Below are 26,620 nucleotides of genomic sequence, written 5' to 3'. Positions count from 1 at the left end.
GTCCATGACCGCACTACCGGTGATCAGCCTCGAACAAGCCCGGAACGGAGACGAGCGCAAGGTCGCGGAGGAGATATCCCGCGCCTGCACCGAGGTCGGCTTCTTCGTCGTACGGGACCACGGCATCGACCGCCGCGTGTTCGACGAGGCCTACGAGCTGTCCCTCGACTTCTTCCGGCGGCCCGACGAGGAGAAGGACCCGCTGCGGATGCGCACGAGCACGGCTCGCGGCGACAACGACTACAGCCCCTACGGATACAGCGCACTGCTGTCGGAGAACGCCTACGCCTACACCGGCAAGCAGGGCATGCCCTCGGACTACGTCGAGAAGTTCAGCGTCGGCCGGCTCGTGCTCGACGACGCCGAGGACCTGCCCTTCCCCGACGACGAGCGGGGCGCCGAGCTGCGCACCGCTCTCAAGAACTACTTCACCGCGTGCGAAACCGTGGCCGCGCGGGTGACCGAGCTGCTGACCATCGCCCTGGAACTGCCGCGCGACTTCTTCGCCGTCCGCACCGACCGGTCCAACGACTCGTTGCGCTCCCAGTACTACCCGGGCACGCGGCAGGAGTTCCTCAACGACCAGGGCATGGGCGAACACACGGACGGCACGCTGATCACGCTGCTCACCGAGGACGGCCCGGGTCTGCAACTGCGCGACCTGTCGGGGCAGTGGCTCGACGTGGACGTCCCCGAGCGCGACTGGTTCATCGTCAACATCGGTGACCTCATGGCGCGCTGGTCCAACGACGAGTACGTCTCGACCCCGCACCGGGTGAAGCTCGTCGAGCGCCGGCGCCAGTCGATCGTCTTCTTCAAGCTGGCCAACGACGACGCGGTCATCGAGTGCTTCCCGAAGTTCACGCGAGAGCGGCCGGCCACGTACGAGCCGATCCGCTACGAGACGTTCTCGCTGCAGAAGATGGACGCGCTGTTCGGACGGGAGGCCCGCTCGTGAAGGTCGATCCCTGCCTGTTCTACGTTCCGGCGTCCCGCGCCGACGTCCTGCTCAAGAACGTGCCGCGCCACTCGGTCGCGCTGGTGCTCGACCTCGAGGACTCGGTGCCGAAGCACGCCAAGCCCACCGCTCGGCAGCGACTGGGTGAGATCGACCTGACCGGGACGGGTCTGACCGGTGTCATGGTGCGCGTCAACAGCATCGAGACACCGGACGGTCTCCTCGACATCCAGACGCTGCTCCGCCTCGGCGGGGAGATCGGCGGGCTTCCCGTACAGACGGTGCTGGCGCCGAAGATCGCCGCGGCCCGGGACGTCGCCATCTACCGCTCGCTGCTCTCGGGCCTCGCGGCTCCGCCGGAGATCTGCAGCTTCATCGAGACCGTCGACGCGGTGGAGAACGCCTTCGAGATCGCCGCGGTCAGCGACGGGCTCTGCTACGGGCAGGCCGACCTGGTCGCCGAGATGTGGGCGCCGGACACGTCGTACCTGGCGCACGCGCGGGCCCGGATGTGTGTGGCGGCCTCCCGCTACGGCCTCCCGTCGATCGACGGGAACTCCTTCGAGCTGTGGGACATGGACATGGTCCGTGCCCAGAGCGAGGAGGCCAAAGCGTGCGGCTTCACCGGCAAGGCGGCCATCCACCCCAAACAGGTCGCCCCGATCCTCCAGACGTTCACCGTCGCCCCGGACGAACTGGACGGCCACCGCCAGACGATCAAGGACTACGAGGCCGACGACGCCGGCTTCGCCGTCAGCAAGGACCGGGTGCTCGCACCGCCCTTCGTCCTCAAAGCCAGGCGCATGCTCGCGCTGCACGACGGGATCGCGCGCCCCGTCCGCTGACCCCCACCGACCTACGAGGACGCCCCCGAACAGGGCGTACCGACAACTGCGAGGACATCATGAGCCCTTTGACTGCGGACATCCTGAAGCACGCCATGGTCGACGTCTCCGGATACGAGGTGGAGTTCGTCGACGGCCGGTTCACCACCGTGCCCGCGGACCTGACCGCCCGCCTGGTGAAGCTGGTCGCGGACGGCGCCGGAGTGGCCGTCTGCCACGGTGCGAGCGCGTTGCTCGCCCAGCACGGCATGGACATCCATCGCGAGGCCGACGCGGCGGCCGCGCGCGACTACTTCGAGGCCGTCTTCCGCACGTTCGCGACCGAGGTCGACGTCGCGAAGCACACCCCGGTCGTCATGGGATACGACCAGGTGGCGAGCATGGACGTGGACGGGTTCAACAAGAACACCAGCTTCACACCCAACTCCGACCACACCGAGTCGCGTGAGTTCCTGACGACCAAGTGTGTCCACTTCGACGCTGCCACGACGTTCATCGGCAACGTCTACGGCCCCAACACGAACATCACGGGCGGCCTGCCCATCGTGTGCGACACCCGGGAGTACTGCCGCCTGACCGGCACCGACCCGGCCGACCTCGTCGAGCTGATGCCGCACAGCTACAACGTCGCGGTCCGGCAGGAGCACGCCGAGGTGATCCTCGCCGAGCACGCGGTCGCCGTGGACGTGGATCTGAGCAGCGAGATGCTCATGGTCGTGCTCAACAACGAGGTCGCCGGCGGGCTGGCGCACGCCGGCTCCACGCCGCGCCTGGCGGACCCCGCCGAACCCGGCAAGCGCCCCCTGCGCCACATCGAGCTCCAGTTCGAGGACGGCCAGAACCTGAACAACTGGTACCGCCACTACCGGCTCGCGATGCCGGAGGTGAAGGTCCGCGTGCCCGACGTGAACACCCCGGAACACGACCGCTACCACCAGGGTGTGAGCTCCGGACTCGCGGCTCACAGCCCGGTCACCCTCGGCGACTGAGGCGCATATGTCACTGCTGCATCGCCCGGAGACCCCGGGCATGGACGACACGGACCAGGCGGAGCTGACGGCCCTGCTCACCCTGCTGCGGGCCGACGACTGGCCCGAGGACCTCTTCGAGGGCCGTCAGTTCTACGACCGGTGGGGTACGCCGGTGGCGCCGGACATCGAGGTGTCCGCGTGCGAGCTGGGCGGCGTACCGGCCTACCTGCTCACCCCGCCGGAGGCCGACGGCACCCGGATCGGCCTCTGGCTGCACGGCGGCGGCTACGTCTTCGGCTCGCAGCGCAGCCACGGCAGTATGGTCGCGGAGGCCGCGCGCAGTGCCGGACACCCGTTCCTGCACCCGCAGTACCGCAGGGCGCCGGAACACAAGTACCCGGCGGCGCTCGAGGACGCGTTGGAGTGCTACACGACGCTGCTGGAGCAGGGCTGGGCACCGGACGCGATCGTCTTGGCCGGCGACTCCGCCGGCGGTGGCCTGCTGCTCGCCACCCTGCTCGCCGCCCGGGACCGCGGGCTGCCGATGCCCCGGGCCGCGGCCTGCATATCGCCGTGGACGGATCTCCTCGGGACCGGGGAGACGTTCACGACGAAGGAGAGCGTCGATCCCCTGATCACCCGGTCCGTGGTCGACGACGTCGCGCAGGCCTACCTGGCCGGAACCGCGCCCGAGACGCCGTACGTCTCCCCGCACTACGGCGAGCCCCATGGCTTCCCGCCGGTGCTCATACAGGTGGGCGAGCGGGAGATGCTGCACAGCGACGCGGAGCGGTTCGCCGCGAAACTGGCCGACGCCGGGGTGCCGGTCCAGCTCGAAGTCTGGCCGGGCATGGTCCACGTCTGGCATCTGCACCACTCACGACTGGCCAAGGCACGAGAGGGGCTGGCGCGGCTGGGCGCCTTCCTGAGCGCGCCCCCGGCCGCGTCCCCGGACTCCGCCGAGCCGCCCTCCGCGCTCGCGACACAAGGAGACTCATGCACACCGGAGCCCCAGTGACCGGCACGGAGTTCGACACGTCGATGGGGCCCCACCGGTTCCGCAACAACCAGCGCATGGTCCCGGCGAGCGAGGCGGCGTGGAAGCTCGCCGGGGACAACGGGATGCTCGACATCCGTGTCGACGCGAGCAACGGCCAGAACCGGCTCCGCGACGTGCGCACCGGGCACGAGTTCGTCAACCTCGCCTCATGCTCCTACCTGGGGCTCAACAGCCACTCGACGGTGGTCGAGGCGGGCGTCACCGCCCTGCGGGAGGAAGCCGTCACGGGGCTGGCCATGGCGGAGTTCCGCATCCGGCTGGAGGCCGCGCGCCGACTGGAGGAAGAGCTCTCGGAGCTGTTCGGCGCCCATGTGCTGCCGTCGATCTCGTGCGGGGTGCTCAGCGCCGCCGTACTGCCCCTGATGGCGTCCGGCCACCTCACCGGCACCGATCCGCTGGTCGTCGTCTTCGACAGGTTCGCGCACTTCTCCCTGAACTTCCTCAAGCCCATCGTGGCCGACGAGTCGCTGGTGCTGACCTCCCCGCACGACGACATGGACTTCCTCGAGGACGTGTGCCGCAAGTACCCGCGCGTGGCCTACGTCTGCGAGGGCGCCTACTCCACCGGCGGTCTCGCGAACCTGCACGGCATCAAGGCGCTCCAGGACAAGTACGGGATGTACGTCTACATGGACGACTCCCACGCGCTGTCCACCCAAGGACCCCACGGCGAGGGCTACGCGCGCTCGGTGTTCCGTGAACTCGACGACCGCACCATGATCGTCGCCTCGATCGCGAAGGCGTTCGGCAGCACCGGCGGGATCGCGATGACCGGCTCGTCCCGCCTGTTCGACTTCCTGTACCGCTCCGGTCCGATGGGCTGGTCCCAGGGTCTGCGTACCGCCGCCATCGGTACGACGCTCGGCAGCATCGCGGTTCACCGTTCCCCGGAGCTCGGCACACGTCAGCGTCAACTGGCGGAGAACGTCGGCGTCTTCGACCGGCGCATGAAGGACCGCGGGATCCGCGGCACCGGGTCGCACATCAAGTTCGTGCCCGTGGGCGAGAACGAGTGGGCGGTGGAGCTGGCCACCGAGTTGTACCGGCGCGGCTACTACTGCTCGGCGATGTTCTTCCCGGTCGTCCCCCGCGGCCAGGCCGGCATCCGGCTGATGCTGCGTGGCGACATGACCGCCGCGATGACCGAGACGTTCGTGGACACCCTGGAGGACGTACTGGACGGGTTTCTGTGACGGCGCCGGAGGGTCCGCGCACAGCTGCCCCCACCTCGTCCGTGGAACTCGTCCGGTCGCTGGCCGAGGCGATGCGCGACAGTCTGCGCAGCGGCGCCGTGGGACGCATGTCGGTCCCGCCGCGGGAGACCGTCGAGGACGCGGCCGGCGCGAAGTTCATCTCCATGCCCGCCGTGTCACCCGACCACGACCTCTACATCAACAAGGTCGCGACGATCGTGACATCGCCCGGAGGGGGCCGCGGCGCGACGGTCACCTCCGTCGTACCGATGTTCTCCGTCTCCACCGGCCGTTTCCACGGGGTACTGGACGGCGCCACCGTCACCAACCTCAAGTGCGCGGCCGTGACGGCGCTGGTGACCGACCGGTGCGCCGCGCCGGAGAGCCGCGTCCTGGGGATCATCGGGGCGGGTGTCCAGGCCCGGCAGCAGTTCCTCGGGGTGTCGGCGGTGCGCGGCCTCACGGAGGTCCGCATCTGGTCCCGCACCGCGAGCCGCACCGAGAGCTTCGCACGCGACATCGCCGCGACGGCCGCCGCCGGGGGCAGGCCGGTGAACGTCGTCGTGTGCGGCTCCGCGGAGCAGGCGAGCCGAGGCGTCGACGTCCTGTCGACCGCGACCACCTCGGTGGTTCCGCTGCCGATCTCGGCGCACCTGCCGGCGCACGCGCACGTCAACTGCATGGGCGCCCACACCACCCGGTCACGTGAGCTGCCCGACAGCCTGCTCCGCAGCGGCGTGATCATCGTCGAGGACCTGCGCACGGCGGTCGCCGAGGCAGGCGAGAGCCACGCGGGGGCCGTCGAACTCGACGTCCTGGCGGGGCCCGGGGGAGAGGAGTTCGCGCGGCGGCGGACGGTCTTCGCCTCTGTCGGATGCGCCTACCTCGACCTGATCACCTGTGCTCACCTGGTCAGCCAGGGCGCGGGCACTCTGACGGCGGCGGCCCTCGCCTCGTGACCGAGACGCACAACCACCCCGGTGGAAACCGAACCACCACCCGACCAACCCAGTAGAAGAGGAAGCACATTGGCCAACATCGGACGGGAAGAGCTCTCGGGAAGCCATGACAGGGCGATCCCCCAGCGGTTCCTGGATCTCATGGCGACGGGCTGGCGTGCGGAGCCGGTCGATCTCACCCCGGTTCCCCAGGTCAAGCACCTCGCCCGGCGCAGGTCCCAGCTCTCGGCGGCCTTCCCGGGAGACACCCTGGTCGTCCCCACGGGCAACATCCACTCACGCACCTTCGGCGCGCCGTACGACTTCCGGGCCGGCAGCGACTTCCTGTGGCTGACGGGAGACCAGGAACCCGACTCGGTGCTCGTCCTGCACCCGACGGCCACCGGTCACGACGCCGTCCTGTACACCCAGCCGCGCTCCGACGCCGCGTCCGGTGCCCAGTACCTCGACCGGATGGACGGGGAGATCTGGCACGGCCGACGGTACTCACCCCAGGAGAAGTCCACCATCCTGGAGATCGCCACACGTCCCCTCGGCGAACTGCCCGCGGTGCTGGACGCGGTGGCGACGTCACGGCGACTGCGTGTCCTGCGCGGCTACCACGCCGGTCTCGACGGCGGCCTCCAGCCCGGCGCACTGCCCGTCACCGCCGACAACGCCGAGCGGGACGCGCTGCTGGCGAGTGTGCTGTCCGAGCTGCGCCTGGAGAAGGACGAGTGGGAGATCGACCAGCTGCAGGACGCGGTCGACGCCACGATCCGGGGATTCGAGGACGTCGCCCGACGACTGCGGCCGGACGCTCCGACGTCCGAGCGGTTCATCGAGGGCGTCTTCGCCTGGCGCGCGCGCACCGCGGGCAACGGCGTCGGTTACAGCTCGGTCGTGGCCGGCGGGCCCCGCTCGACGATCCTGCACTGGTCGCGCAACGACGGCGCCGTCGACCCCGGGCAGATCCTGCTCCTGGACATGGGCATCGAGAACGCCAACTGCTACACCGCGGACGTGACCCGCGTCCTGCCCGTGTCCGGGACGTTCAGCCCGGCTCAGCGCGACGTGTACGACATCGTGCACGCGTCACGGACCGCGGGGCTCGCGGCGATGGCCCCGGGCGTGGCCTTCGCGGAGATCCAGGACACCTGCACGCGCGTGCTGGCCGAAGGCCTCAAGGGCCTCGGCCTCCTCACGGGCAGCGTCGAGGAGGCGCTGGACCCGGCGTCGATCGCCTACCGCCGCTGGTCGCTGCACGGATTCGGCCACATGCTCGGTCTGGACGTGCACGACTGCGGGCACGCCCGCCCCGAGGCGTACGCGGGCGGCGTCCTGCGGGAGAACTACGTGCTGACCATGGAACCCGGCCTGTACTTCCAGCCGCACGACGAGCTGGTGCCCGAGGAACTGCGCGGCATCGGCGTGCGGATCGAGGACGACGTCCTGGTCACCGCCACCGGCACACGGCTGCTCACCGAGTCGCTCCCCACGGAGTCGTACGAGGTCGAGTCCTGGCTCGCCGCCCAGCGTGAGGCGGGCCCGCGGGAACCGGACGGCCATGGCAGCTGACGTGACCGCGGCGGCGGCCGAGGCGGAGTTCGACGTCCTCACGGCGCGGCTGGGCATCGACGTGCCCGCGGACCTCAAGGGCGGTGTCCTGAGGGGCTATCAGGGACTGCGCGCCATGGCCGAACTGCTGCGCGGCGCCGACGCCCGGCACGGCGACCCGCCGGGCGACGACAAGCCGGGCGACGCGAAGGGGACCCCCCGTGGCTGACCAACGCACGGAGCGCAGCACAGCGCTGCACGAACTTTCCGTCCAGGAGGCGGGCACGCTGCTGCGCTCCGGTGAGCTCACCTCTCTCGAGCTGACACGGAGCGCCCTCGACCGCATCGCCCGGTTCGACCCCGCCCTGCACGCCTTCATCCTGGTGACGGAGGAGACGGCTCTGCGGCGTGCCGCGGCCGCCGACCGGGACCTGCGGGCGGGCAAGGACCGCGGTCCGATGCACGGCATCCCGTACGCGCTGAAGGACATCTTCGACGTGGAGGGCGTGCCCACCACCAACGCCTCGCGATTGTGCGCCGGCCGCGTGGCGCGCACGGACAGCACGGTCGAACGCCGCCTGCTGGCCGGGGGAGCGGTGGGGCTGGGCAAGCTGACCACGTTCGAGTTCGCGATCGGCGGCCCGAGCTTCGACCTGCCCGTGCCGCCCGCCCGCAACCCGTGGAGTGAGGAGCATGTGCCGAGCGGCTCGTCCTCGGGCTCGGGCGCGGCGGTCGCCGCGGGGCTGGTGCGCGTCACCGTGGGCTCCGACACGAGCGGATCCACCCGGGGCCCGGCGTTCCACTGCGGCGCGGTCGGCCTCAAGCCGACGTACGGGCGGGTGTCCGGGCACGGTGCCTGGACGCTCTCCCGGACGATGGACCACTTCGGCCCGCTGACCTGGACGGTCGCCGACGCGGCCGCGGCGCTCCAGGTGATAGCGGGCGCCGATCCGGCCGATCCGCGTACCGCCGATGTCGGGGTCCCCGACTACACCGCGGCGTTGGGCCGTGGCGTCGCCGGGCTGCGGGTGGCCAGTTCGCCGGGCTGGTACGCCGAGGACCCCCTGACGATGCCCGAGATCGTCACCGGCACGGAACAGGCGCTCGGTGTGCTCGACGGTCTGGGCGCGCAGGTCGAGCAGGTCACCCTGCCGCCCTACGAGGTGTTCAACGCGTGCGGCCGGATCATCTGCGCGGCGGAGGCGTTCGCGAACCTCGAGGACGACCTGCGGCGCCACCCGCGCTCGTTCGGGCGCTACACGTACCAGCGCGTGATGCCGGGGGCCGGGATCGCCGCCGCCGATCTGATGCGCGCCTACGACATGCGGCGACGGCTGACCCGGCAGCTCGACGAGGGGGTCTTCGACCGCCACGACGTCCTGGTCACCGTGTGCGGCCAGACCACCGCCGCGCTGTGGAGCGACTTCCCGCAGGACTGGCCGCCGCCCAAGCTCGCCAACGACATGCAGACGATCCCGTTCAGCGTCACCGGCCATCCGGCACTGTCACTGCCCATCGGGTTCGCCGCGAACGGCCTGCCCATCGGCCTCCAGATCGTCGGGCGGCCCTTCGAGGAGGCGACCGTCCTGCGCGTCGCGGCGGCGCTGGAGGCCGAACTCGGGCAGCGCCACCGGCGCCCGCCGGAACCGGACGAGACAGGAGCACGGTCATGAGCCCCGTGGCGGAACTGGCGACCGACTACCCCTCGGGTGCCCTGAACAAGGACACCCCGGGCGAGCGGGAGCGACTGCTGCTGCTCGAGGAATGGGGCGACGTCGACACCCGTACGGCGTTACGGGCGACCGGGCTCGGCCGTGACTGGCGTTGCCTGGAGATCGGGGCAGGCGCCGGCTCCGTCGCCCGCTGGCTCGCCGAGCAGTGCCCGGACGGCGCCGTCACCGCCGTCGACATCGACACCCGCTACGTCAGTGACGCAGGATGCCCCAACCTCGAACCGCGCACCGGGGACATCCGCTCGATGGACTTCGCGCCCGGCTCGTTCGACCTGGTGCACTCCCGCCTGACCTTCTGTCATCTGCCCGAACGCGAGGCCCTCGTGGGCGCGGCCGTGCGGTGGCTCAGGCCCGGCGGCTGGCTCGTCCTCGGCGACCCCATGTGCATGCCGGCGGCGGGATCGGTCCACGAGCCGGTCAGGCGTTTCTTCGGCGCCCTGGAGGAGGGATGGGCCGCCCAGGGGTCCGACATGACGGGTTGGGCGCAGACGATCCCGGCCCGACTGGGGCGCGCCGGCCTGCGTGACATCAGCGTCACGTCCAGGATCAACCGCCTGGGCGAGAGCGGCCCCTACGGTGCACTGGCCGCCGCCAACATCAGACAGGAAGGCGCCTACCTGGTCGGTGCCGGACTCCTGGCGCAGGCCGAGGTCGACGCGCTCACCGCCCTGTGCGCCGACCCCGGCTTCACCGACATCCGCTCGATCACGGTCTGCGCGTGGGGCCGCAAGCCCCTCGGCGCGGCCGGCGCCGGCGACGGCGGGAAGGAGTCATGACGGCGACCGACCCTGCCGGGGGGACCGTTCACCCGCCGGCGACCGCTGCGCCGCCGGATCCGTCACGAGAATCCGCCCAGGCGGGTGCCGGGACGTCCGGGGCGCTGCGGCGGCGCGCCGTCCTCGGCTGTGTCATCGCGGCCGCGATGACGGTCCTGGACCTGTCCATGTCCAGCACGGCGCTCGGCAGCATCCAGGACACCCTGGACACCTCGCTGGCCAGGGGCTCGCTGGTGATCTCGGCATACGCGACCGCCGAGCTGGTCACGCTCTCGCTGAGCGCCTACCTGACCCGGGTGTTCCGGCCACGGACGTATCTCGTGCTGCTGGTCTGCCTGTTCGTCGCGGGCGCACTGCTGTCCGCCGGAGCGTGGAGCTTCGAGAGCCTGCTGGTCGCGCGTGTCGTGCAGGGGGCGGCGAGCGGGGCGATCATGCCGTTCGCCTACTACGCGATCGTGGTCCTGCTGCCGGGGGACGAGCATCCGAAGGCGATCTCGACGTTCTCGATCATGGTGACCGGTTCCTACGTCCTGGCCCCCGTCCTCTGCGTCACGCTCGCGCAGTGGCTCAGCTGGCGGGCGCTGTACTGCGTGGCCGTGCCGGTGGGCGCGTTCGCGCTGTGGCTCGCCCTGCCCGCGCTGCGCGAGATGCGCACGGACGCGTCGCCGCCGACGAGGAGAGTGAACGTGGTGAGTGTCGGCGCGATCGTGGCGGGCCTGGTCTGCACCCAGTACGCCCTGGACACCGGGCAGGCGGTCGGCTGGTTCTCCTCGACGGTTCTGACCCTCGCCGTGGGTGTGGCGCTGGCCGCCTTCACGCTGTTCGTGGTGACCGAGCTGCGCGGCCGCCACCCGCTCGTCGACCTGCGTCTGCTGCGGCTGCGGCCGTTCCTGGCCGGCTGCGTGTTCAACGTCGTGGCCGGCGGGGCGGTCTACTCGAGCTTCGTCCTGATACCCGTGTACCTGACCACGCTCGGTTTCACGGTCAGGGACATCGGCACCGTGACGCTGTACGGCGGCATGGTGCAACTCCTGATCGCGCTCGGGCTGCCGGTCATGCTCCGCCGGGTCGACACCTTCCTGATGGCGTCCACCGGCGCCTGTGTGTTCGCCGTGGCCGCGTTGCTGCCCTTCCTCGCCGGTTCGTCGCCCCCCTACCTCGTGATCGTCGCGGCCCTGATGGCCCGCTCGGTCGGCGCTGGTCTGCTGCTCGCCTCGCTCGGGCTGCTGGCCACCCGCGCACTGGGCGCGCGCCAGGCATCCTCGGGGTCCCTGCTGTTCAACATGGCGCGCAGCCTCGGCGGATCCGTGGGGGCGGCCGGTCTCGCGGCGTTCCTGGCGGTCAGGGAGGCCCACCACGTCGGCGCGGCCGACGGGTTGGTCACGGCGGGCGAGGGCCGGGGCATGGCGCTGCACGACGTGTTCCTGGCCGCCTTGCTGATCCTTGTGACGCTGGCTCTCTCACTGGCCGCCGGATACGCGTTCCGCCGGGTCCGAGTCCGGCGGGAAGCCCCTACGACCGCGCGGTGAGGTACGGACCGCATGACCTCTCAGCCCTGAGGACCGCCCATGTTCACCGAGTACAACCGCTCGTTCCTGGCCGCGCAACGCGCGGCGCCGGACCACGCGATGGCCGCGCGCGGCGCCGACCAGCTCCTTGACGATCTCGGGATCGCCTTCCGGTCGCTGCCGTACTACTTCCGTATCGACCCGGCGACCCACGCCGCACTCGCGCGTGCGACACGCACTCTGGTCGGCGCCCAGGAGAAGCTGGTGCGGCACCTGTGCACCACACGGACGCCGGACGAACTGCGGACGCTGTTCCACGTACCGCCCACGATGGCCGCTCACATGGACTGGCCCACCGTCGCCACCCGTGGCCTGCGGATGCTGCGGGCCGACATCATCCCGACCGACTCCGGTTACCACTTCTGCGAGATCAACCACTTCTCCGGGGTCGGTGCGACCGAGGGCTACTACAGCGCCTACGCCTTCGCCGAACTGCTGGGCCGGTCCGTCTCCGGGGTGTCACCGATCCGACAGCAGGCGCATCTGTACATGACCGAGTGCCGGCGCGGCGGCTTCACCCGCTTCGTCATACTCGACTCGACCAAACACCGGGCCTACGGCTTCAGCCCGCACTGGCTGTTGCAGCGCTACCTGCGGCTGATGGCCCCGGACATCGAGATCCACTACCACGACGAGCTGACGTACCCCTCCGCGTGGCTGGAGCCGGCGGAGGCCGCGAAGACACTCGTCCACCGCCTGGTCACCGTCGAGGACACCTCGGACGAGGGCGAGTTCCTGGTGGCGCTGCGGGACAGCGGGGCGACGTTCTCCTGCCTGTTCGAGGGCGAACTGAAGATGCACCGGCGCTGGTTCTCACTGCTGTGCGACCCCGAGTACCAGGAGCTCCTCGACGAGGAGGAGCGAGAGGTCGTACGGCAGTACGTGCCGCACACCTTCGACCTGTGCCCCGCCACCCTGGAAGCGGCGTTGGCGGACAAGGACCGGCTGGTCTTCAAACGCAGCTACACCTACGGGGGCAACGAGGTCCTGATCGGCGACCGCTACACGCCCGAGGAGCTCCGCGCACTGCTGAGCCCCGACGTCCCCGGCTGGACCTGTCAGCGAAGGGTGCACGCCTCGACCCTGGAACTGCCCGGCCCGGACGGGGACGTCGTGCCGTTCCACTACGTCCTGGGGATGTACCTCTACGGAGAGGGCGCCAGCGGTCTCCTCGTGCGGGGTACCGCGCATTCCCCCGTGGTCAACCTGTCGCAGGGCGGAGGGGTTTCGTGGGCGTTCGTCGAGTAGCCGCAGTGAAGACCGACCAGGAATCGGCGACCCGCCAGGACGACCGGCGGTGGCTCGCGGAACGCGTCGCGGCGCTGCGGGCGGACGACCCGGAGTTCGCCGGGGCGATCCCGTCCCCGACGGTGGCGGAGGCCATGGGGCGGGCTGACGGCAGTCTGGCCGACACCGTCCGCGCCGCCATGACGGGATACGCGGACCGGCCGGCGTTGGCGCAGCGGGCGCGGAGGGTGGTCGCGGATCCCGCGACCGGTAGAGCCTGTCTGGAGCTCCTCCCACGCTATGACGCCGTCACGTATGGTGAGTTGTGGGCGAGGGTGGGCGGGCTGACGCGGGCTTGGGCGGCTGGTGTGTCGGGTGGGTTCGGGGCGGGCGACTTCGTCGCTGTTCTGGGGTTCACCGGTATCGATTACGCGACGATCGATCTCACGTGCATGGTGCTGGGCGCGGTGTCGGTTCCGTTGCCTAGGGGTGCGTCCGCGGCACCGCTCGTGTCCATCGTGGCGGAGACCCGGCCGCGGATCCTGGCGGCTGATGTCGAGTCGGCCGGTATCGCGGTGGAGGTCGTGCTGCGCAGTGACTCCGTCGAACGGCTTGTCATCTTCGACTACGACGAGCGGGTCGACGACCAGCGCGAGATGTTCGCGGCAGTCGTGGAAAGGCTGCGCGGGCGCGTCACCGTGGTGCCGTTGGGCGGGGAGCTGGAGGAGGGCCAGGGACTGCCGGCCGCGGAGGTCTCTCCGCATGGTGATCCCGAGCGGTTGGCCGGTCTCATCTACACCTCCGGCAGTACGGGTCCGGCGAAAGGCGCCATGTACACCGAAGCGATGCTCACCGCGATGTGGCAGCGCTCCCGAGGTGGCATGTCCAACGCCGGAGCCGGCGACGACGCGCCGCTGCCGACCATCGTCCTGCACTACATGCCGATGAGTCACGCGAACGGCCGTTCCTGGCTGGTCTCCGGGCTCGCTTCGGGCGGCATCGGGTTCTTCGTGGGGCGCGGTGACCTGTCCACCCTGTTCGAGGACATCTCCCTCGCGAGACCCACCGTGCTGAGCCTGGTTCCCCGGATCTGCGACATGGTCTTCCAGCTCTGTGAGATCGAGGCCGGACGGCTTGCGGGGCAGGGAACGGGAAACGATTCGGCTCGCGCCGCGGCCCGCGCGGACGTACGGGACCGGGTTCTCGGCGGTCGCGTTCTCAGCGCGCTGTGCGGCAGCGCCCCGCTGTCCGGGCAGATGCGCGATTTCATGGAGTCCGTTCTCGGCATCAAGGTGACCGACTGCTACGGCTCCACGGAGACCGGCCGGCCTGTGGTGGTGAACCAGCAGGTCAGGCGTCCGCCGGTGATCGACTACAAGCTGGTCGACGTGCCGGAGCTGGGGTACTTCCGCACGGACAGGCCGCACCCGCGAGGTGAACTGCGACTGAAGTCGGAGGGCCTGGTCCGCGGGTATTTCCGCCAACCGGACGCTACCGCCCGGGCGTTCGACGAGGAGGGGTACTACCGCACCGGCGACATCATGGCGGAGGTCGCCCCGGACCAACTGGTGTACGTCGACCGCATCAACAACGTCGTCAAGCTCTCCCAGGGCGAGTTCGTCGAGATCTCCCGCCTGGAAGCCCTGTTCTCGAGCAGTCCGTACATCGAGCAGATCTACCTGTACGGCAGCAGCGAGCAGGCGTTCCTGCTCGCGGTGGTCGTCCCCGACCACGAGCGAATCGGTTCGCGGGACACCGACGAGGTCCGAGCGGCTGTCAGCGGGTCGATCCGGCGGATCGCGGGGGAGGCCGGGCTGAAGCCGTACGAGATCCCCGGCGACTTCCTCCTCGAACCCGACGGGTTCTCCGTGTCGAACGGGCTCCTGTCCGGTGTGGGCAAGCACCTGCGGCCCGCGCTCAGGGCGCGTTACGGTGAGCGGCTGGAGGGCCTGTACGAGGAGATGGCGGCCCGCCGGGCGGGTCTGTTGGCGCGGGTGCGTGTCGACGCCGGCAGCCGGCCGACGCTCGACACCGTGGCGGCCACCGTGCAGGTCGCCCTGGGGCTGCGGTCGCCGGAACGCCGACCGGATCGCAGTTTCACGGATGCGGGCGGCGATTCGCTTTCCGCGCACACCTTCTCGACGATGCTGGGGGAGGTCTTCGGCATCGAGGTGCCGATCCAGGTCGTCATCGGGCCGACGGCCACTCTGGCCGACGTGGCCGCATATGTCGACACCGTGCGCGGTTCGGGAGCCGGGCGTCCGGGTTTCAGCTCGGTACACGGCCGGAACAGCACGCGGGCGAGGGCCGCCGACCTGTCCCTCGACGCCTTCATCGATGCCGGGACGCTGGCTCGGGCCACGGCGCTGCCGGCGGTGGCCGGCCCGGCCCGGACGGTGCTGCTCACCGGGGCGAACGGTTTCCTGGGCCGCTTTCTGTGTCTGGAGTGGCTCGAACGGCTGGCCGTGACGCAGGGGAGATTGATCTGCCTGGCGCGCGGACGTGACGACGCGGCGGCCCGGCGGCGTATCGACGAGGCGTTCGAAGGGGGATCGCCGGAACTCGCATCGCGCTACCGGAGGTTGGCCGGCCGGCACCTGGAGGTGCTCGCGGGAGACGTCGGCGCCCCGCGACTGGGCCTCAGGGACGCGGACTGGGACCGGCTGGCCGGCACCGTCGACCAGATCGTCCACTCGGCCGCGCTGGTCAACCATGTGCTGCCGTATGCCCAGTTGTTCCAGCCGAACGTCCTGGGCACGGCCGAGCTGATCCGCCTGGCGCTGACCGAGCGCCGCAAGCGGTTCAGCTATGTCTCGACGGTCGCGGTGGCGATGCTGCCGGACGGATCGTCGGTCGGCGAGGACGCCGACATCCGCACGGCGAGCCCGGTGCGTTCGCTCGATGACGCCTACGCGAACGGGTATGCGACGAGCAAGTGGGCGGGCGAGGTGCTGTTGCGTGAGGCACACGACCACTGCGGGGTGCCGGTCGGGGTGTTCCGCCCGGACATGATTCTCGCGCACAGCCGCTTTCCCGGTCAGTTGAATGTCCCGGACCGGTTCACCCGCCTGCTGCTGAGCGTCGTCGCCACCGGCGTGGCACCGCGTTCCTTCTACACGGCGGACGCCAACGGCAGACCCCCGCGTGCCCACTACAGCGGCCTGCCGGTGGACTTCGCGGCAGCCGCGGTCACCTCGCTCGGTGAGAAGGTGACGGAAGGCTTCGCGACCTACAACGTCGTCAACGACCATGACGACGGCGTCTCCCTCGACCGGTTCGTCGACTGGCTGATCGGTCTCGGCTGCCCGATCACCCGCATCGACGACTACGGGCAGTGGCGTTCGCGATTCGAGATCGCGCTGAAGGCGCTGCCCGAGCGGCAGCGCAAGCACTCCCTGCTGCCGCTGATCCACGCCTACGACGCTCCGGCGAGACCGGTGACGGGAGCGCTGGTCCCCGCTGAACGGTTCCGCGCCGCGGTCCGGGAATGCGGGGTGGGCGGGGGCCGGGGTGTTCCGCATCTGTCCATGGAACTGATCGAGAAATACGTGGCCGATCTGACCCGTCTGGCACTGCTGTAGGAGCTGACACGACACGATGTTCACGAAGAATCCCGTCGGGGCCGACGGCGGCCCCGCACAACGCCGCGACGGCGCGGTCCGGCCCGCCCGCGTACTGGCGGTGGCCTGCCTCGGCTACGGAATGGTCGTCCTGGACACCACCGTGGTCAATGTGGCCATCCCCGCGATGCAGACGAGCCTGCACGCGGACCTGGCCATGATGCAGGTGGTCGTGGACGCCTACGTGATCGTCCTGGCGAGTCTGGTGCTCGCCGGTGCCACGGCTGTCGCGCGGTTCGGCGCGGTCCCCGTGTACCGGGTGGGGGTCGGTGTCTTCGGGGCGGCGTCCTTGCTGTGCGGTGTGGCGCCCAACGGTCCGGTCCTGGTCGCGATGCGCGTCGTGCAGGGCTTCGGCGCGATCCTGCTGATGCCGGCCACCCTGGTCATGCTGACGAAGGCGTACCCGGGGCCGGACGCCCGCGCCAGGGCGATGGCCGTCTGGGCCACCGTCGCCGGCAGCCCGGTGGCGTTCGGGCCGATTCTGGGCGGGGCCCTGGTCGGCGCGGTCGGATGGCGAAGCATTTTCCTCATCAACGTCCCTGTCGTCCTCGGCGCGTTGTGGATGTCGGCACGATTCATGCCCCCCGACGACGGCATCCGAAGGGAGCCGCAGGACTTGATCGGTCAGGCACTGGCCGCCGTCTTCCTCGGGGGAGCCACGCTGGCGCTGGTGAAGGGTCATGAGATGGGCTGGGGCCGGCCGGTGTGGGCCGCCGTCGCGGTCGTCTGCGTCGCGCTGGCCGCGTTCGTGGCCAGGCAGAAGACCTACGCGTATCCCATGCTTCCGGCCGACCTTGTGCGCAGCCGTGGATTCAGCGGGTTCGTCGGCGTCGGCCTCCTGCTGTTCGCCGGGTACTACGGATTGGTCTTCGTGGTCAGCCTCTATCTGCAGCAGGTACGCGGCTATGGGCCCGTAGCCGCCGGGCTCAGCTTTCTGCCGGCCGCGCTGCCCATCACCTTCACGCCGTTGCTGGCCGGCCGGGTCAACGCGCGGCTGGGCGCCCTGCGCGTCCTGCTGATCGCGCTGTCCCTCAGCGTCTTGGGTGCGGGGCTCTTGATGGTGTTCGGCAGCTCCGGGCCGGTGGGGATGAGCGTCGGCCTCTTCGTGGTCGGACTGGGCTTCGGCCTGGCCACGGTTCCGCAGATCACCCTGGTCATGGCCACGGCGCCCACTCATCGCACCGCGATCGCCAGTGGTGTGCTGACCGCGGGACGGCAATCGGGGGCCTCCCTGGGAGTAGCGCTGCTGGGCGGCCTGCAGTCAGGCGGGACCATCTTGATGCCGGCGTGCGCCGCACTCCTGATCTATCTGCTGATGCTCCTGACGGGTGCCGCCGCGGGCAGACGTTCCACGGCCCGGCAGCCCGGCTGACCGGTGGGCCCCGCGTCGCTGACTTCCGGCGGCGTGATCGGGGCATACGGCGGGCTGAGCGCCGAACGGCGGCAGTTCCGCGGACTCACGCCGCCAGGGGCCACGCGAACTCGGACGGCCTGGCTCCCACGGGCAGAGAGACAGACCAGCAGCGTGCCCGTCTTTCGCCGCACACGGCTCGCGGGCACCGCGATGGCCCGGTCACAGGGCACCGCCGCGGGCTGAGCCCCCGCCTGGCCCGGCCGCCACCGCAGCCGGAAGAATCCTCCGCGTGGAGCAGACACTGCAGGCCATGGCCATCGTCGTCGCCGCCTTCGGCACCGCGGTCCTCTCGGCGGTGGCCGGATTCGGCGGCGGGGTGCTGCTCCTGCCCGTGTTCGTCGCCGTACTGGGCACCCGTGACGCCGTCGCGGTCCTCACCGTCGCCCAACTGGCCGGCAACGGCAGCCGGGTCTGGTTCAACCGCCGCGAGGTACACGGACGCCTGGTCGGCATCTTCGCGATCGGCGCCGTCCCGGCGGCGGCCGTCGGCGCGCTGTTGTTCGCCACCGCGCCACTGCCTGCCCTGACCCGCCTCATCGGCGTGTTCTTGCTGGTCATGGTCGTCTGGCGGCGCTGGAAGCCACACGCTGCCCGACTGGACGACACCGCGTTCGCCGCCGTCGGCGCCGCGTCCGGCTTCGGCTCCGCCCTGGTCGGCTCGGTAGGCCCGATGGTTGCCCCGTTCTTTCTCGCCCGCGGGCTCCTGCGAGGCGCCTACATCGGCACCGAGGCCGCCTCCGCCGTGGTGATGCACCTGACCAAGCTGGTCGTCTTCGGCGCCGCCGCGGTCCTGACCGCCTCCAGTGCGCTCATCGGCCTGGCCCTCGCCCCGGCCGGCACCGCAGGTGCCTGGGTCGGCAAGAAGATCGTCGACCGGCTGCCCGCCCATGTCTTCGTCCTCGTGGTGGAGATCGGCCTGATCGCCTCCGGCCTGCTCCTGACCATCACGGGCGGCTGATCACCCCAACCGGTGCACCAACCGGAGCAAACCCTCAGTGTCCGCGTAGGCTCTGGCGCCGACAGCCGATGAGAGACCCGAGGCCCGACGTGCAGATCGACGACGAGAAAGACCCGCCCGCACCCCACAGCAAAGAGATCCCACCCGTGGCAGCGGGCCAGGGAACCATCGAGCTGACAAGGGTCAAGGACGGATACCAGGACTTCCTCCGCGGCTACACCGTGCTGATCGACGACGTCCCGGCGGGCAAGGTCCGTCGAGGACAGACCCTGCGCCTGAAGGTCCCCGCGGGCACGCACCAGCTGCGATTGACGATCGCCTGGTGCTCCAGCCCGCCGATGACCGCCGACATCGATGCCGGCACGCGGACCTACTTCGTCTGTGCCCCGGGCAACGGGCCGTCCGCAGGCACCGACGTCACCGCCGGCGCGAACGACTACATCGCGCTCTGGCGGACACCGGAGGCCGCAGCCCTGCCGGCTGGCACCCGCATCGACGCACTCGGCCGGTTCCGCCTCGGCAGCGCGTTCGCGTTCTTCGTCGGGGCCCTGACCCTCATCGGAGCCGGGATCTGGCATCTGACCGGGGCCGCCCCCGGCGCGGACCATCTCGTCACCGGCGTAGGCCTGGCCGTCACCGCGGGCAGCATGCTCGCCTTCCGCATCAGTCGGCGCCGCCACCGATGATGTCCCCCCCCACCCCTGACCCGCCGACGGGCGCCGAGTAATTGCGGACGGCTGCGGATGGTGCGGGCTTGCAGGCGAGGACGTCGAGTTCGGCGCTGCCTGGTGAGCGGGGCCGGGCGCGGTGTCCGGTGGGTCGGCCGACGGAGTCAGCGGAGGTGGACCAGGATCCGGCCGGCGTTGGTCGGATCCGTCTCCACACGGACGTAGAGCTTCTTGAGGTGTTTCTGCGCCAGCACCGCCAGCACCCGCTTCTTCAACTGGCCCGTCCCCTTGCCCGGGATGATCTGAACCGTGTCGACCCCGGTGGCAGCAGCCTTGAAGAGGGTCTGCCGCAGGGCCGTGTCGATGGCGCGATCACTGCGGAAGACGGGGTGCAGATCCAGGGTGAGCAGGGCCATCGCCTCCGATGAAGTCGAGCCCCGTGGGGCTTGTCGTACGGTCGCAGCGTATGTGATCCCCCGGGCCCCGTCCCAGGCAGCAGTCGGAGGACGCCGCGCGGTGGTCGTCGATCGACAGGACACTTGCCGTGGCTGGGCGACGACGAATTCCTGGCCCGGGTCGAACAGTTCGCGGGACACCGGCACGAGACGCCGGGTCGGCGCGGACCAGGCCCTTGAGCGGTCCGGCGTCACCACGGCTGCCTTCCACTACGTCGAGATCCCTGGCCGGCACGTGCACCTCGTCGACGCGGCACGGCCCCTGGTGGAGAGCATCACCCGAACTCTCGCCGGGTGAAGGGCCGTTCATGAAACTGCTCGACGGCATGACAGCGGACGTCACCGGAGCGCGCGGACTCGGCCGCGCCTGCGCCACCCGGCTGGCCGGGGAGGGGGCTGACCTCGTCCTGGTGGACATCGCCGAGGACCCGGCCCGAAGTGATCCATCCGCTGGCACCGAGACCCAGCTCCCGCACACCGCCGAACTGTCCCGGTCGCCGCGCGTGCGCTCGGCCGATTCGGTGCGGTCGACAGCCTGGTCAACGGAGCCGGGATCGCCGCGCCTTCGCGAAGGCGGTGCACGGGATCGCCGAGGACGAACGGCGGTGGTGATCGACACGGATCTGTCCTGTCCGGCGCCCGGCACATAATGCGGGCGATCGTCCCCGCGGTGGCCGCCCGGCGGGAGGGCGACATCGTCAACATCGCGTCCACCGCCGGGCTGTCCGGCTACCGCTACTTCTCCGAGTACGTCGAGGCCAGGTAAGGGCTGATCCGACTGACCAAGTCCGCAGCGCTCGTCCACGCTCCGTTCCGGGTGCGGGCCAACGTGCTGGGCGCGGCGGTTCGGTGCGGGACGATCCGCTCGTCGACGGCCGGACGCTGTCGAGATCGCCCCTGTCAACGCCCGTGGGGCGGGGGAGAGGCGGCCGGTGATCAAGGTGCGGTCCGGTGTCAGGGATGCTGCCCGAGGGAGGCTTCGGTGCTGTTCGCCCATGCGGTGTCGAATTGTTGGAGGGCAATGGTGTAAAGGAGGCCGGGGGCGCGGGCGTACAGGCAGGGCGAGTTCCGGCCATGAGCGTTGTCGCTGTAGAAGGTGAGGTAGGCGGCCTTGTCGGTGGCGATGACGCGGCATGTGTGGGGGAGGTTGTAGCGGCGCAACCGGATGGCGGATTGTGTGCGCGCGGCTTGGGTGAGGTAGTCGATGTTGGCCCGGACCTGGCTTCTGAGGAGGTCAGGGGTGAACCCCGGGTCGAAGTGGGCGACATGCTGGGAGCGGCGGTCGAGCCAGGAATCGTGGGGTGCGTCGGGGTCGGGCAGCAGGATCTGGACGGAGGCGGGGCTCAGGGTGCCCGCCCACAGGGGGGCGAAGGCCTCGCGGGTGAGTATGTTGCCGCGTCCTGCCATGACTTTGACCCACTGGGCGCGGGCGAGGTCCTGGCGCATGATCCTCTCTGCGGAGGCCTGGCGGCGGTAGACGCGGTGGAGTCCCGTGCCGGTGAACCAGGAACAGGCGGCGGTGAGCCACCACAATGGGCGTGCGGCGCGTAGGAGGCTGAGGGCGAGCAGGAGGGCACTGGTGGCGAGGGAGCTGAGGATGCCGAGCAGGAAGGCGTTCATGGGCAGACTCCGGTCGGGGGAGTTCTCTTGTGGCTGTGCCGGTGCTCGGGACCGGCTCAGCAGAGGTAGGGCAGCAGGCGGCTGAGGACGTGGGCGGCGTTGCGGCTCGCGAGCTCGTGGTGGCTGTGGGCCTTGTGCTCGTCCGCGTTGTCGGACACGCCGCGGATGACGATCCAGCCGGGATTGGCCGCGCCGTGGACCGAGTTCTCCTGCCAGTACTGGCTGAGGCCGCCGGCCTCCATGTCTACGGCGAGGACCTTCTCGTGGTAGGCGGTGAGGTAGGTGCGGATCTCGCTGGCCCGGTCGGCGATGACGGCCTCGCCGGACCCGATGACTCCAGGATGGATCTCGTACTGCTGGTCGGCGTGTGCAGCCACCTGGCCGTTGATGCGTGCCGGTGTCCCGTGGTCGGTGAAATACGCGTTCACGGCGTGGACGACGTGCGCCGGAGCCTGCCGGTGTTCGCCGCGGCGGCGGGTGTCCCCCCGAGGATTGATCTTGCGGTTCTCGTAATAGACGACGTCGGTGGAGACGATGACGTTGCCGATGCGGGCGTGGTCGTCATGGATGCCTCCGGCGATGCCGACCAGGGCCCACAGACGGGGGTTGTAGTGGCGGCGGAGGTTTTCCAGGGCGGCCATGGTGGACCGCTGACCCTGGCTCTGGGTCTGGGTGGCCACGACGCGCAGCGTGGCGTCGGAGACGGTGTGTTCGCCCTGGTAGAAGTAGAGGCCGCTGGGTGTCTTGTGCCGTTGGAGCTTTAATGCGTCGATGACGGAACGGAGTTCCTCGCTGAGTATGGTGACGATCCCGAGATCCCAAGGGACGTCTGCCTCGGCGGCGGGTTTGGCCGAGGGCGCAGGGGCGGTCATGGAGACTTGCGCCTTCTCGCCGATGGCGATCGTGCTGAAGGCGTTGTTGTCGCCGCGGCTGATGATGCCTTTGTTGCTGGTCATGTGGCTGCTCCGTTGTCGGCCGGTGCGGGTTGGTTCGCGGAGACGCTGACCTGAGCCGCGTCTCCTACGGCATTGTTGGTGAAGCTGTTGTTGTCACCGAAGTTGAAGATCCCACTGTTGATGATCTTGAGTGCGCGGTCGTTGAATCCGGATGTGTCGACGTCCCGGCTCTGGAGGAAGTCGCCGGCAGCGCTCAGAAGCCGCTGCTCTATGGTTTTCAGGCGTCCCAGGATGTCGCTCTTCTCCAATTGGACCTTGGTCCAGGTCTGGGACGACTCCTCCCGTATGCTCACGCGGCTGCCGATGAGGATGTTGCGGATCGGGGTCGTGGTGAGGTCACGGGGCAGGACGGCGGCCTTGGCCAGCCTGTACAAGTACCGCAACAGACGCCAGGAGTGCTGGATGTCGGTGGGCAGCGCGCGCAGTTCGCTGAAGGCCGCCCACAGGACGGCCGCGGAGCCGTGGTGGCCGAACTCTTCACCTCGCTGGAAAGAGCGCGGCGTGTGGGCGAGCACGCATGCTGCCGTGGACAGGCTCAGGGTGCGTCCCTGCAGGCTGACGTGGAGCAGGACCGTCGCGACGAATTCGGACCCGTCGGCGGGGGTGATGATCTCGAGGAAGTGGTGCTGCTTCGATTCCGGCGAGTTGATGATGGAGCGCAACTCGTTGCGGGTGAAGTGATGCGGAAGCAGCGACCGGTCGACGGCGACATCGGTCTCCGCGACGTAGACGCGGTCCCGGACTTCGGCGGGCAGCCGGACGTCGCGGGTGTCGGCGTTCAGCGGCAGCACCGCCTCGCGTAAGTATTCGACGAGTTCATGTGCCTTGAACGGCGGCACCGCATGCTCACGCTCGTGCAGCGGCGCCTCGTCGGAGTCGGCACGCAGCAGCTGGATGCTCATCGGCGGGTTCCACTGGTAGACGAGTTCGCCCGCGCCGATGAACGGAGACTCGTCACCGAAAAGCGTGAACACGGTGGGGTCCTCGTCCTCGTCGTCGCTGTGCCGGGAGCGGCGGTACACGGCGCACATGTGGTGTTGCTGGCGGTCGGCTGCCCGCTGGCGGCCGGACAGCCGGGCGGGACGCAAGACAGGTGTGCGCAGTATGCGGTTGAGGATCAGCTGGCGCGTGGCTCCGACGGCCAGGTAGACGAGGGTGAGCACCGTGGCCAGCCGGAGCGCCGCCAGTGCCTGCCCTGGAAAGAGGAGGCCGATGGCCAGGATGGTCAGCGCCAGCCACAGCGCGGCCGTGATGACGTGTTTGATCACGCGCGCTGTGGGCGTGGTGACCCGCGGGAGGAGGAACCTGAGGAGAAAACGGTGAGCGCGTAAGGGATCCGGGACGCGACGGCGGGACCTGCCGGCCGCCGCCGACTGGCTGTCGGCGCCCCGCAGCCGTACGGCCAGACGCAGCAGCAACAGCAGAGCGAAACCGCTGGCAATCAGGACGGCCGCGGGAACGCTTCCGGTGAGCAGGGGACCGGCCACTATGGCGAGGACCGTGGTACGGGGCAGAGCCCTGAGCGCAGCGGCACGCCATGCGTGCTGCATGACCGGGACGATGTCGAAGCCGTAGGACGGGGCGACCCGGCGGTGCGGCGCGGTGCAGACTTCGTCGATCACGAGGTCACGGAAGCGTTCGTCCACGTACACGCCGGCACACAGATGGCGGGTGGCGGCCGTGGGTTCGGGCGTTGTCTCCTGTGCTGGTGGCGCCTCGGACGTGGTCATGTCCTACCCCCGGCTCCTACAGTTATGGTTGCTGTGACCATAAGTGTCGGCAGGGTTTAAGTCAATGAGACCTTTAGGGGTGCGGTGGACGACTGGCTGAAAGACTCGGACGAGGTCAAACCCTCCTGGCTGACCGTAGACCTCGCGATCTTCACCCTCAGAGACGAACAGCTCATGGTCCTCCTGATCGAGCGCGGCCTGGACCCCTTCCGCGGCATGCCCGCGATGCCCGGAGGCTACGTACAGAAGAACGAGACCCTGCGCGAGGGGGCCCTGCGCGAGCTGGCGGAAGAAGCCGGCATCGACGGCAGCCGACTGCACCTGGAGCAACTCGGCGCCTACGCAGACCCAGGACGCGATCCGCGGGGCAGAGTGGTGACGGTCGCCTACCTCGCACTCGGCCCCGACCTGCCGGCCCCCGTCGGCGGAACCGACGCCGCACGTGCATTCTGGGCGCCCGTGGCGCGCTTGGAAGACGGCACGCTCACCCTGGCGTTCGACCATCACGCCATCCTGACGCAGGCCCTGGAAGAAGTCCGCAGAAAGATCGAGTACACCGCAGTGGCCACCGCCTTCTGCGCAGAGACCTTCACGCTCAGAGACCTGCGTACCGTGTACCAAGTCATCTGGGGCCAGCAACTGGACCCCAGCAACTTCCGCCGCAAAATCCTCAACACCGCAGGATTCGTGCAGCCGACGGGAGACCAGTGGCTGCCCCCTACCGGCCGTCCAGCCGCCCTCTATCGCCGAGGACCGGCATGGCTGCTCAATCCGCCCCTGCTGCGCGCCACAACATCCGGTCAACGAGGCTGAGATGCGGCTCCGGTGACATCTGCCTTGACGCCGAAACGGTGTACCAGCAAGCCCCCCAGAGTGCGCAGAGAGTACAAAACCGACGTCCGCGCTGCGACGATGGGCCCACACGCTCGGCATGGTCGAAGCCGAAGAGCAGCCCGACCGCACCGCCGCCCTGTCGGCGGCGGCGACCGCTGGGCGGCTCCGTGCCGGCGGCCGCCGATCCGCAGACGTCCGCCCACCACACCACCCGTGCCCCGACCAGTTGCGCGCCCGCAGCGGAACGACTCGGCCGGTGACCGCCTCGGCGCCGTCCGCACCCAGAGCCGACGCTGGGCGCAGCCGGTTGTCAGACGTCACACGCGGCACCTCAACCAAAGCAGGCCCGCCGTAGCTTCGTTGGCGTCAGCGGCTCATCCGGAACGGCCCATGTGATGCGCGCGCCGCACTGAGCGATGTCGTCGAGGAACCGAAGGAGAAGGCCGAGCGTGAAGAGGAACTCTCCGGCCAGGTCTGGGACGCGCTCGACGACCGCTCCATATCGGCTGCGGTCTCCGTGTCTCGGTGCGCGCATCATGGGTGAGCTATCCTGCGCCCATGCGTGGGCGGTTCATCGGCTGGCCGGAGCAGGCCATGGACGTGTTGTGGCAGCTCCAGGGCGAACCGACCCAAGCGATCCGCGAGCGCTACCGCACGGACCGCGAACGCCTGGTCCGGCAGCCGATGATCGCCCTCCTCAACGAGGTCGCGGACACCGACCCCCGGTACGAGGACTTCTCCGTCTGGCACTACCGCACCGGCTCCTGGTGGTGGCAGCACCAGGGTGCGGTGATCCGGCTGGGCCGCAAGATCGAGATCGGTCTCCGGTTCTCCCTGGACGGCCTGCGGATCCAGGGCGCCTGGTGGTACCCCGATCCGGGCCAGGTGGACATGTTCCGCAAAGCCGTGGCTTCCGAGGGGAGCGGCCGCGAACTCGCGGCCATTGTCGAGGACGTGCGGAAGAAGGGCTACGACATCTCCGGGGACGTGATGAAACGCCCTCCGCGCGGGTATCCGACGGACCACTCCCGAACGGACCTGCTACGTCACCGTTCTCTGGTCGCCGCCCGTCCCCTGGGCTGCGAGGAGTGGCTGCACACCCCCGAAGCCGTCGACCGGGTCCTCTCAGCTGCCGCCGACCTGGATGCCCTGCTGATGTGGCTGGTCCGCCACGTGAAGCGCGCCGACTGACATCGCCGTCCCGTACCGGACGTACGGCAGCATGGACTCGATGTAGTCGGCAGGTGGTGGCAGTCCCGGTACATCGGCGATCTGTTCGCCGATCGCGAGGTCGGCGAGCTGCAGAGGCACTGCGTGCCGAGGTGCGGAAGGGACTCCAGCGACAGCCGGGCCGTGTTCGTCAGCTCTTCGAGCGCGGCGTACACGCCGGTCCTCAACTCGACGGCGAACGCGGAGGCATGGCTCTCCATCACCTCGCGGGTGGTGCGGTTGGTGACGGGCGTTCCGTCCGGCCGGTAGATGACGTCTCGTGGGTTCCCACAAACCCCCTCCCGAGTGTTAGGCGCCTTGTCAGAGGTC

At 69.8% G+C, this 26,620-nt stretch carries 26 protein-coding genes; 22 read left to right on the top strand and 4 right to left on the bottom strand.

Going from position 1 to position 26,620, the window contains the following annotated elements; translation table 11 throughout:
• The first annotated feature begins 4 nt into the window (after window positions 1-4).
• The 16 genes from ACFYZ8_RS26810 to ACFYZ8_RS26735 all read left to right on the top strand — a co-directional run bounded on the left by ACFYZ8_RS26810 (window position 5) and on the right by ACFYZ8_RS26735 (window position 19,504).
• The gene (locus tag ACFYZ8_RS26810; RefSeq protein ID WP_359038172.1) at window positions 5-958 is read left to right on the top strand and encodes a 2OG-Fe(II) oxygenase family protein; all 954 of its coding nucleotides are present in this window, start codon (window positions 5-7) and stop codon (window positions 956-958) included.
• On the top strand, window positions 955-1,803 hold the full coding sequence (locus ACFYZ8_RS26805; RefSeq protein WP_359038170.1) for an aldolase/citrate lyase family protein: 849 nt from the start codon (window positions 955-957) through the stop codon (window positions 1,801-1,803). Before ACFYZ8_RS26810 ends, ACFYZ8_RS26805 begins: the two co-directional genes overlap by 4 nt.
• Before the next feature lie 59 nt (window positions 1,804-1,862).
• The gene (locus ACFYZ8_RS26800) at window positions 1,863-2,792 is read left to right on the top strand and encodes a hypothetical protein (RefSeq protein ID WP_388539562.1); all 930 of its coding nucleotides are present in this window, start codon (window positions 1,863-1,865) and stop codon (window positions 2,790-2,792) included.
• Between the two features lie 7 nt (window positions 2,793-2,799).
• Entirely contained in the window at window positions 2,800-3,792 is a 993-nt protein-coding gene (locus ACFYZ8_RS26795) for an alpha/beta hydrolase (protein WP_388539565.1), read from the top strand.
• Window positions 3,771-5,027, top strand: coding sequence for an aminotransferase class I/II-fold pyridoxal phosphate-dependent enzyme (locus ACFYZ8_RS26790; protein WP_388539568.1), 1,257 nt, complete (start codon window positions 3,771-3,773; stop codon window positions 5,025-5,027). The genes ACFYZ8_RS26795 and ACFYZ8_RS26790 overlap by 22 nt, the downstream gene beginning before the upstream one ends.
• A 41-nt stretch (window positions 5,028-5,068) precedes the next feature.
• Complete coding sequence (locus ACFYZ8_RS26785) at window positions 5,069-5,986, top strand: ornithine cyclodeaminase family protein (protein WP_388539571.1); 918 nt, start codon at window positions 5,069-5,071, stop codon at window positions 5,984-5,986.
• Between the two features lie 69 nt (window positions 5,987-6,055).
• Window positions 6,056-7,543 (top strand): aminopeptidase P family protein, encoded by a 1,488-nt coding sequence (locus tag ACFYZ8_RS26780; RefSeq protein ID WP_388539574.1) that lies wholly within the window; start codon window positions 6,056-6,058, stop codon window positions 7,541-7,543.
• Window positions 7,533-7,751 (top strand): hypothetical protein, encoded by a 219-nt coding sequence (locus ACFYZ8_RS26775; protein ID WP_388539576.1) that lies wholly within the window; start codon window positions 7,533-7,535, stop codon window positions 7,749-7,751. The genes ACFYZ8_RS26780 and ACFYZ8_RS26775 overlap by 11 nt, the downstream gene beginning before the upstream one ends.
• Entirely contained in the window at window positions 7,744-9,195 is a 1,452-nt protein-coding gene (locus ACFYZ8_RS26770; RefSeq protein WP_388539579.1) for an amidase, read from the top strand. Before ACFYZ8_RS26775 ends, ACFYZ8_RS26770 begins: the two co-directional genes overlap by 8 nt.
• Window positions 9,192-10,031, top strand: coding sequence for a class I SAM-dependent methyltransferase (locus tag ACFYZ8_RS26765; protein WP_388539581.1), 840 nt, complete (start codon window positions 9,192-9,194; stop codon window positions 10,029-10,031). The genes ACFYZ8_RS26770 and ACFYZ8_RS26765 overlap by 4 nt, the downstream gene beginning before the upstream one ends.
• Window positions 10,028-11,560, top strand: a complete 1,533-nt coding sequence (locus tag ACFYZ8_RS26760) for an MFS transporter (protein ID WP_388539584.1) — start codon at window positions 10,028-10,030, stop codon at window positions 11,558-11,560. Before ACFYZ8_RS26765 ends, ACFYZ8_RS26760 begins: the two co-directional genes overlap by 4 nt.
• Before the next feature lie 39 nt (window positions 11,561-11,599).
• Window positions 11,600-12,847, top strand: coding sequence for a hypothetical protein (locus ACFYZ8_RS26755; RefSeq protein ID WP_388539587.1), 1,248 nt, complete (start codon window positions 11,600-11,602; stop codon window positions 12,845-12,847).
• A gap of 5 nt (window positions 12,848-12,852) precedes the next feature.
• Window positions 12,853-16,407, top strand: a complete 3,555-nt coding sequence (gene car, locus ACFYZ8_RS26750) for a carboxylic acid reductase (RefSeq protein WP_388539589.1) — start codon at window positions 12,853-12,855, stop codon at window positions 16,405-16,407.
• Between the two features lie 16 nt (window positions 16,408-16,423).
• Window positions 16,424-17,818 (top strand): MFS transporter, encoded by a 1,395-nt coding sequence (locus tag ACFYZ8_RS26745; protein WP_388539592.1) that lies wholly within the window; start codon window positions 16,424-16,426, stop codon window positions 17,816-17,818.
• 271 nt (window positions 17,819-18,089) lie between these two features.
• Complete coding sequence (locus tag ACFYZ8_RS26740) at window positions 18,090-18,818, top strand: sulfite exporter TauE/SafE family protein (RefSeq protein WP_388539594.1); 729 nt, start codon at window positions 18,090-18,092, stop codon at window positions 18,816-18,818.
• A 146-nt stretch (window positions 18,819-18,964) separates the two neighbouring features.
• Window positions 18,965-19,504: a hypothetical protein gene (locus tag ACFYZ8_RS26735; protein WP_388539597.1), complete on the top strand. Its 540-nt coding sequence runs from the start codon at window positions 18,965-18,967 to the stop codon at window positions 19,502-19,504.
• A gap of 146 nt (window positions 19,505-19,650) precedes the next feature.
• On the opposite strand, the gene ACFYZ8_RS26730 is transcribed toward ACFYZ8_RS26735, so the two are convergent.
• Entirely contained in the window at window positions 19,651-19,902 is a 252-nt protein-coding gene (locus tag ACFYZ8_RS26730) for a Smr/MutS family protein (protein WP_359038140.1), read from the bottom strand.
• Between the two features lie 100 nt (window positions 19,903-20,002).
• On the opposite strand from ACFYZ8_RS26730, the gene ACFYZ8_RS26725 reads away from it, so the two are divergent.
• Genes ACFYZ8_RS26725 through ACFYZ8_RS26715 form a run of 3 tightly spaced genes read left to right on the top strand, consistent with a single transcriptional unit; the run spans window position 20,003 to window position 20,707 of the window.
• Entirely contained in the window at window positions 20,003-20,239 is a 237-nt protein-coding gene (locus ACFYZ8_RS26725; RefSeq protein WP_388539599.1) for a hypothetical protein, read from the top strand.
• A gap of 10 nt (window positions 20,240-20,249) precedes the next feature.
• Window positions 20,250-20,591, top strand: coding sequence for a hypothetical protein (locus ACFYZ8_RS26720; RefSeq protein WP_388539603.1), 342 nt, complete (start codon window positions 20,250-20,252; stop codon window positions 20,589-20,591).
• Complete coding sequence (locus ACFYZ8_RS26715) at window positions 20,495-20,707, top strand: hypothetical protein (protein WP_388539877.1); 213 nt, start codon at window positions 20,495-20,497, stop codon at window positions 20,705-20,707. The genes ACFYZ8_RS26720 and ACFYZ8_RS26715 overlap by 97 nt, the downstream gene beginning before the upstream one ends.
• A gap of 188 nt (window positions 20,708-20,895) precedes the next feature.
• Here ACFYZ8_RS26715 and ACFYZ8_RS26710 read toward each other — a convergent pair whose 3' ends face one another.
• The 3 genes from ACFYZ8_RS26710 to ACFYZ8_RS26700 are packed head-to-tail and all read right to left on the bottom strand — an operon-like array spanning window position 20,896 to window position 24,247.
• Entirely contained in the window at window positions 20,896-21,561 is a 666-nt protein-coding gene (locus ACFYZ8_RS26710; RefSeq protein ID WP_359038134.1) for a hypothetical protein, read from the bottom strand.
• A gap of 56 nt (window positions 21,562-21,617) precedes the next feature.
• Window positions 21,618-22,517, bottom strand: coding sequence for a hypothetical protein (locus tag ACFYZ8_RS26705; RefSeq protein ID WP_388539605.1), 900 nt, complete (start codon window positions 22,515-22,517; stop codon window positions 21,618-21,620).
• Window positions 22,514-24,247, bottom strand: a complete 1,734-nt coding sequence (locus tag ACFYZ8_RS26700; protein ID WP_359038130.1) for a hypothetical protein — start codon at window positions 24,245-24,247, stop codon at window positions 22,514-22,516. The genes ACFYZ8_RS26705 and ACFYZ8_RS26700 overlap by 4 nt, the downstream gene beginning before the upstream one ends.
• Window positions 24,248-24,331: 84 nt before the next feature.
• Here ACFYZ8_RS26700 and ACFYZ8_RS26695 point away from each other — a divergent pair, with 84 nt between their 5' ends.
• The 3 genes from ACFYZ8_RS26695 to ACFYZ8_RS26685 all read left to right on the top strand — a co-directional run bounded on the left by ACFYZ8_RS26695 (window position 24,332) and on the right by ACFYZ8_RS26685 (window position 26,560).
• Window positions 24,332-25,060 (top strand): NUDIX domain-containing protein, encoded by a 729-nt coding sequence (locus ACFYZ8_RS26695; protein ID WP_359038128.1) that lies wholly within the window; start codon window positions 24,332-24,334, stop codon window positions 25,058-25,060.
• A gap of 579 nt (window positions 25,061-25,639) precedes the next feature.
• Window positions 25,640-26,272: a DUF2461 family protein gene (locus ACFYZ8_RS26690; RefSeq protein WP_359038126.1), complete on the top strand. Its 633-nt coding sequence runs from the start codon at window positions 25,640-25,642 to the stop codon at window positions 26,270-26,272.
• Window positions 26,273-26,434: 162 nt separating this feature from the next.
• Entirely contained in the window at window positions 26,435-26,560 is a 126-nt protein-coding gene (locus ACFYZ8_RS26685) for a hypothetical protein (RefSeq protein ID WP_388539608.1), read from the top strand.
• Window positions 26,561-26,620: the final 60 nt, after the last annotated feature.

This window comes from Streptomyces sp. NPDC001668, assembly GCF_042893155.1.
Lineage (GTDB): Bacteria > Actinomycetota > Actinomycetes > Streptomycetales > Streptomycetaceae > Streptomyces.
Note: the sequence above shows the minus strand (reverse complement) of the source record. Positions and strands in the feature narration are given on the sequence as shown.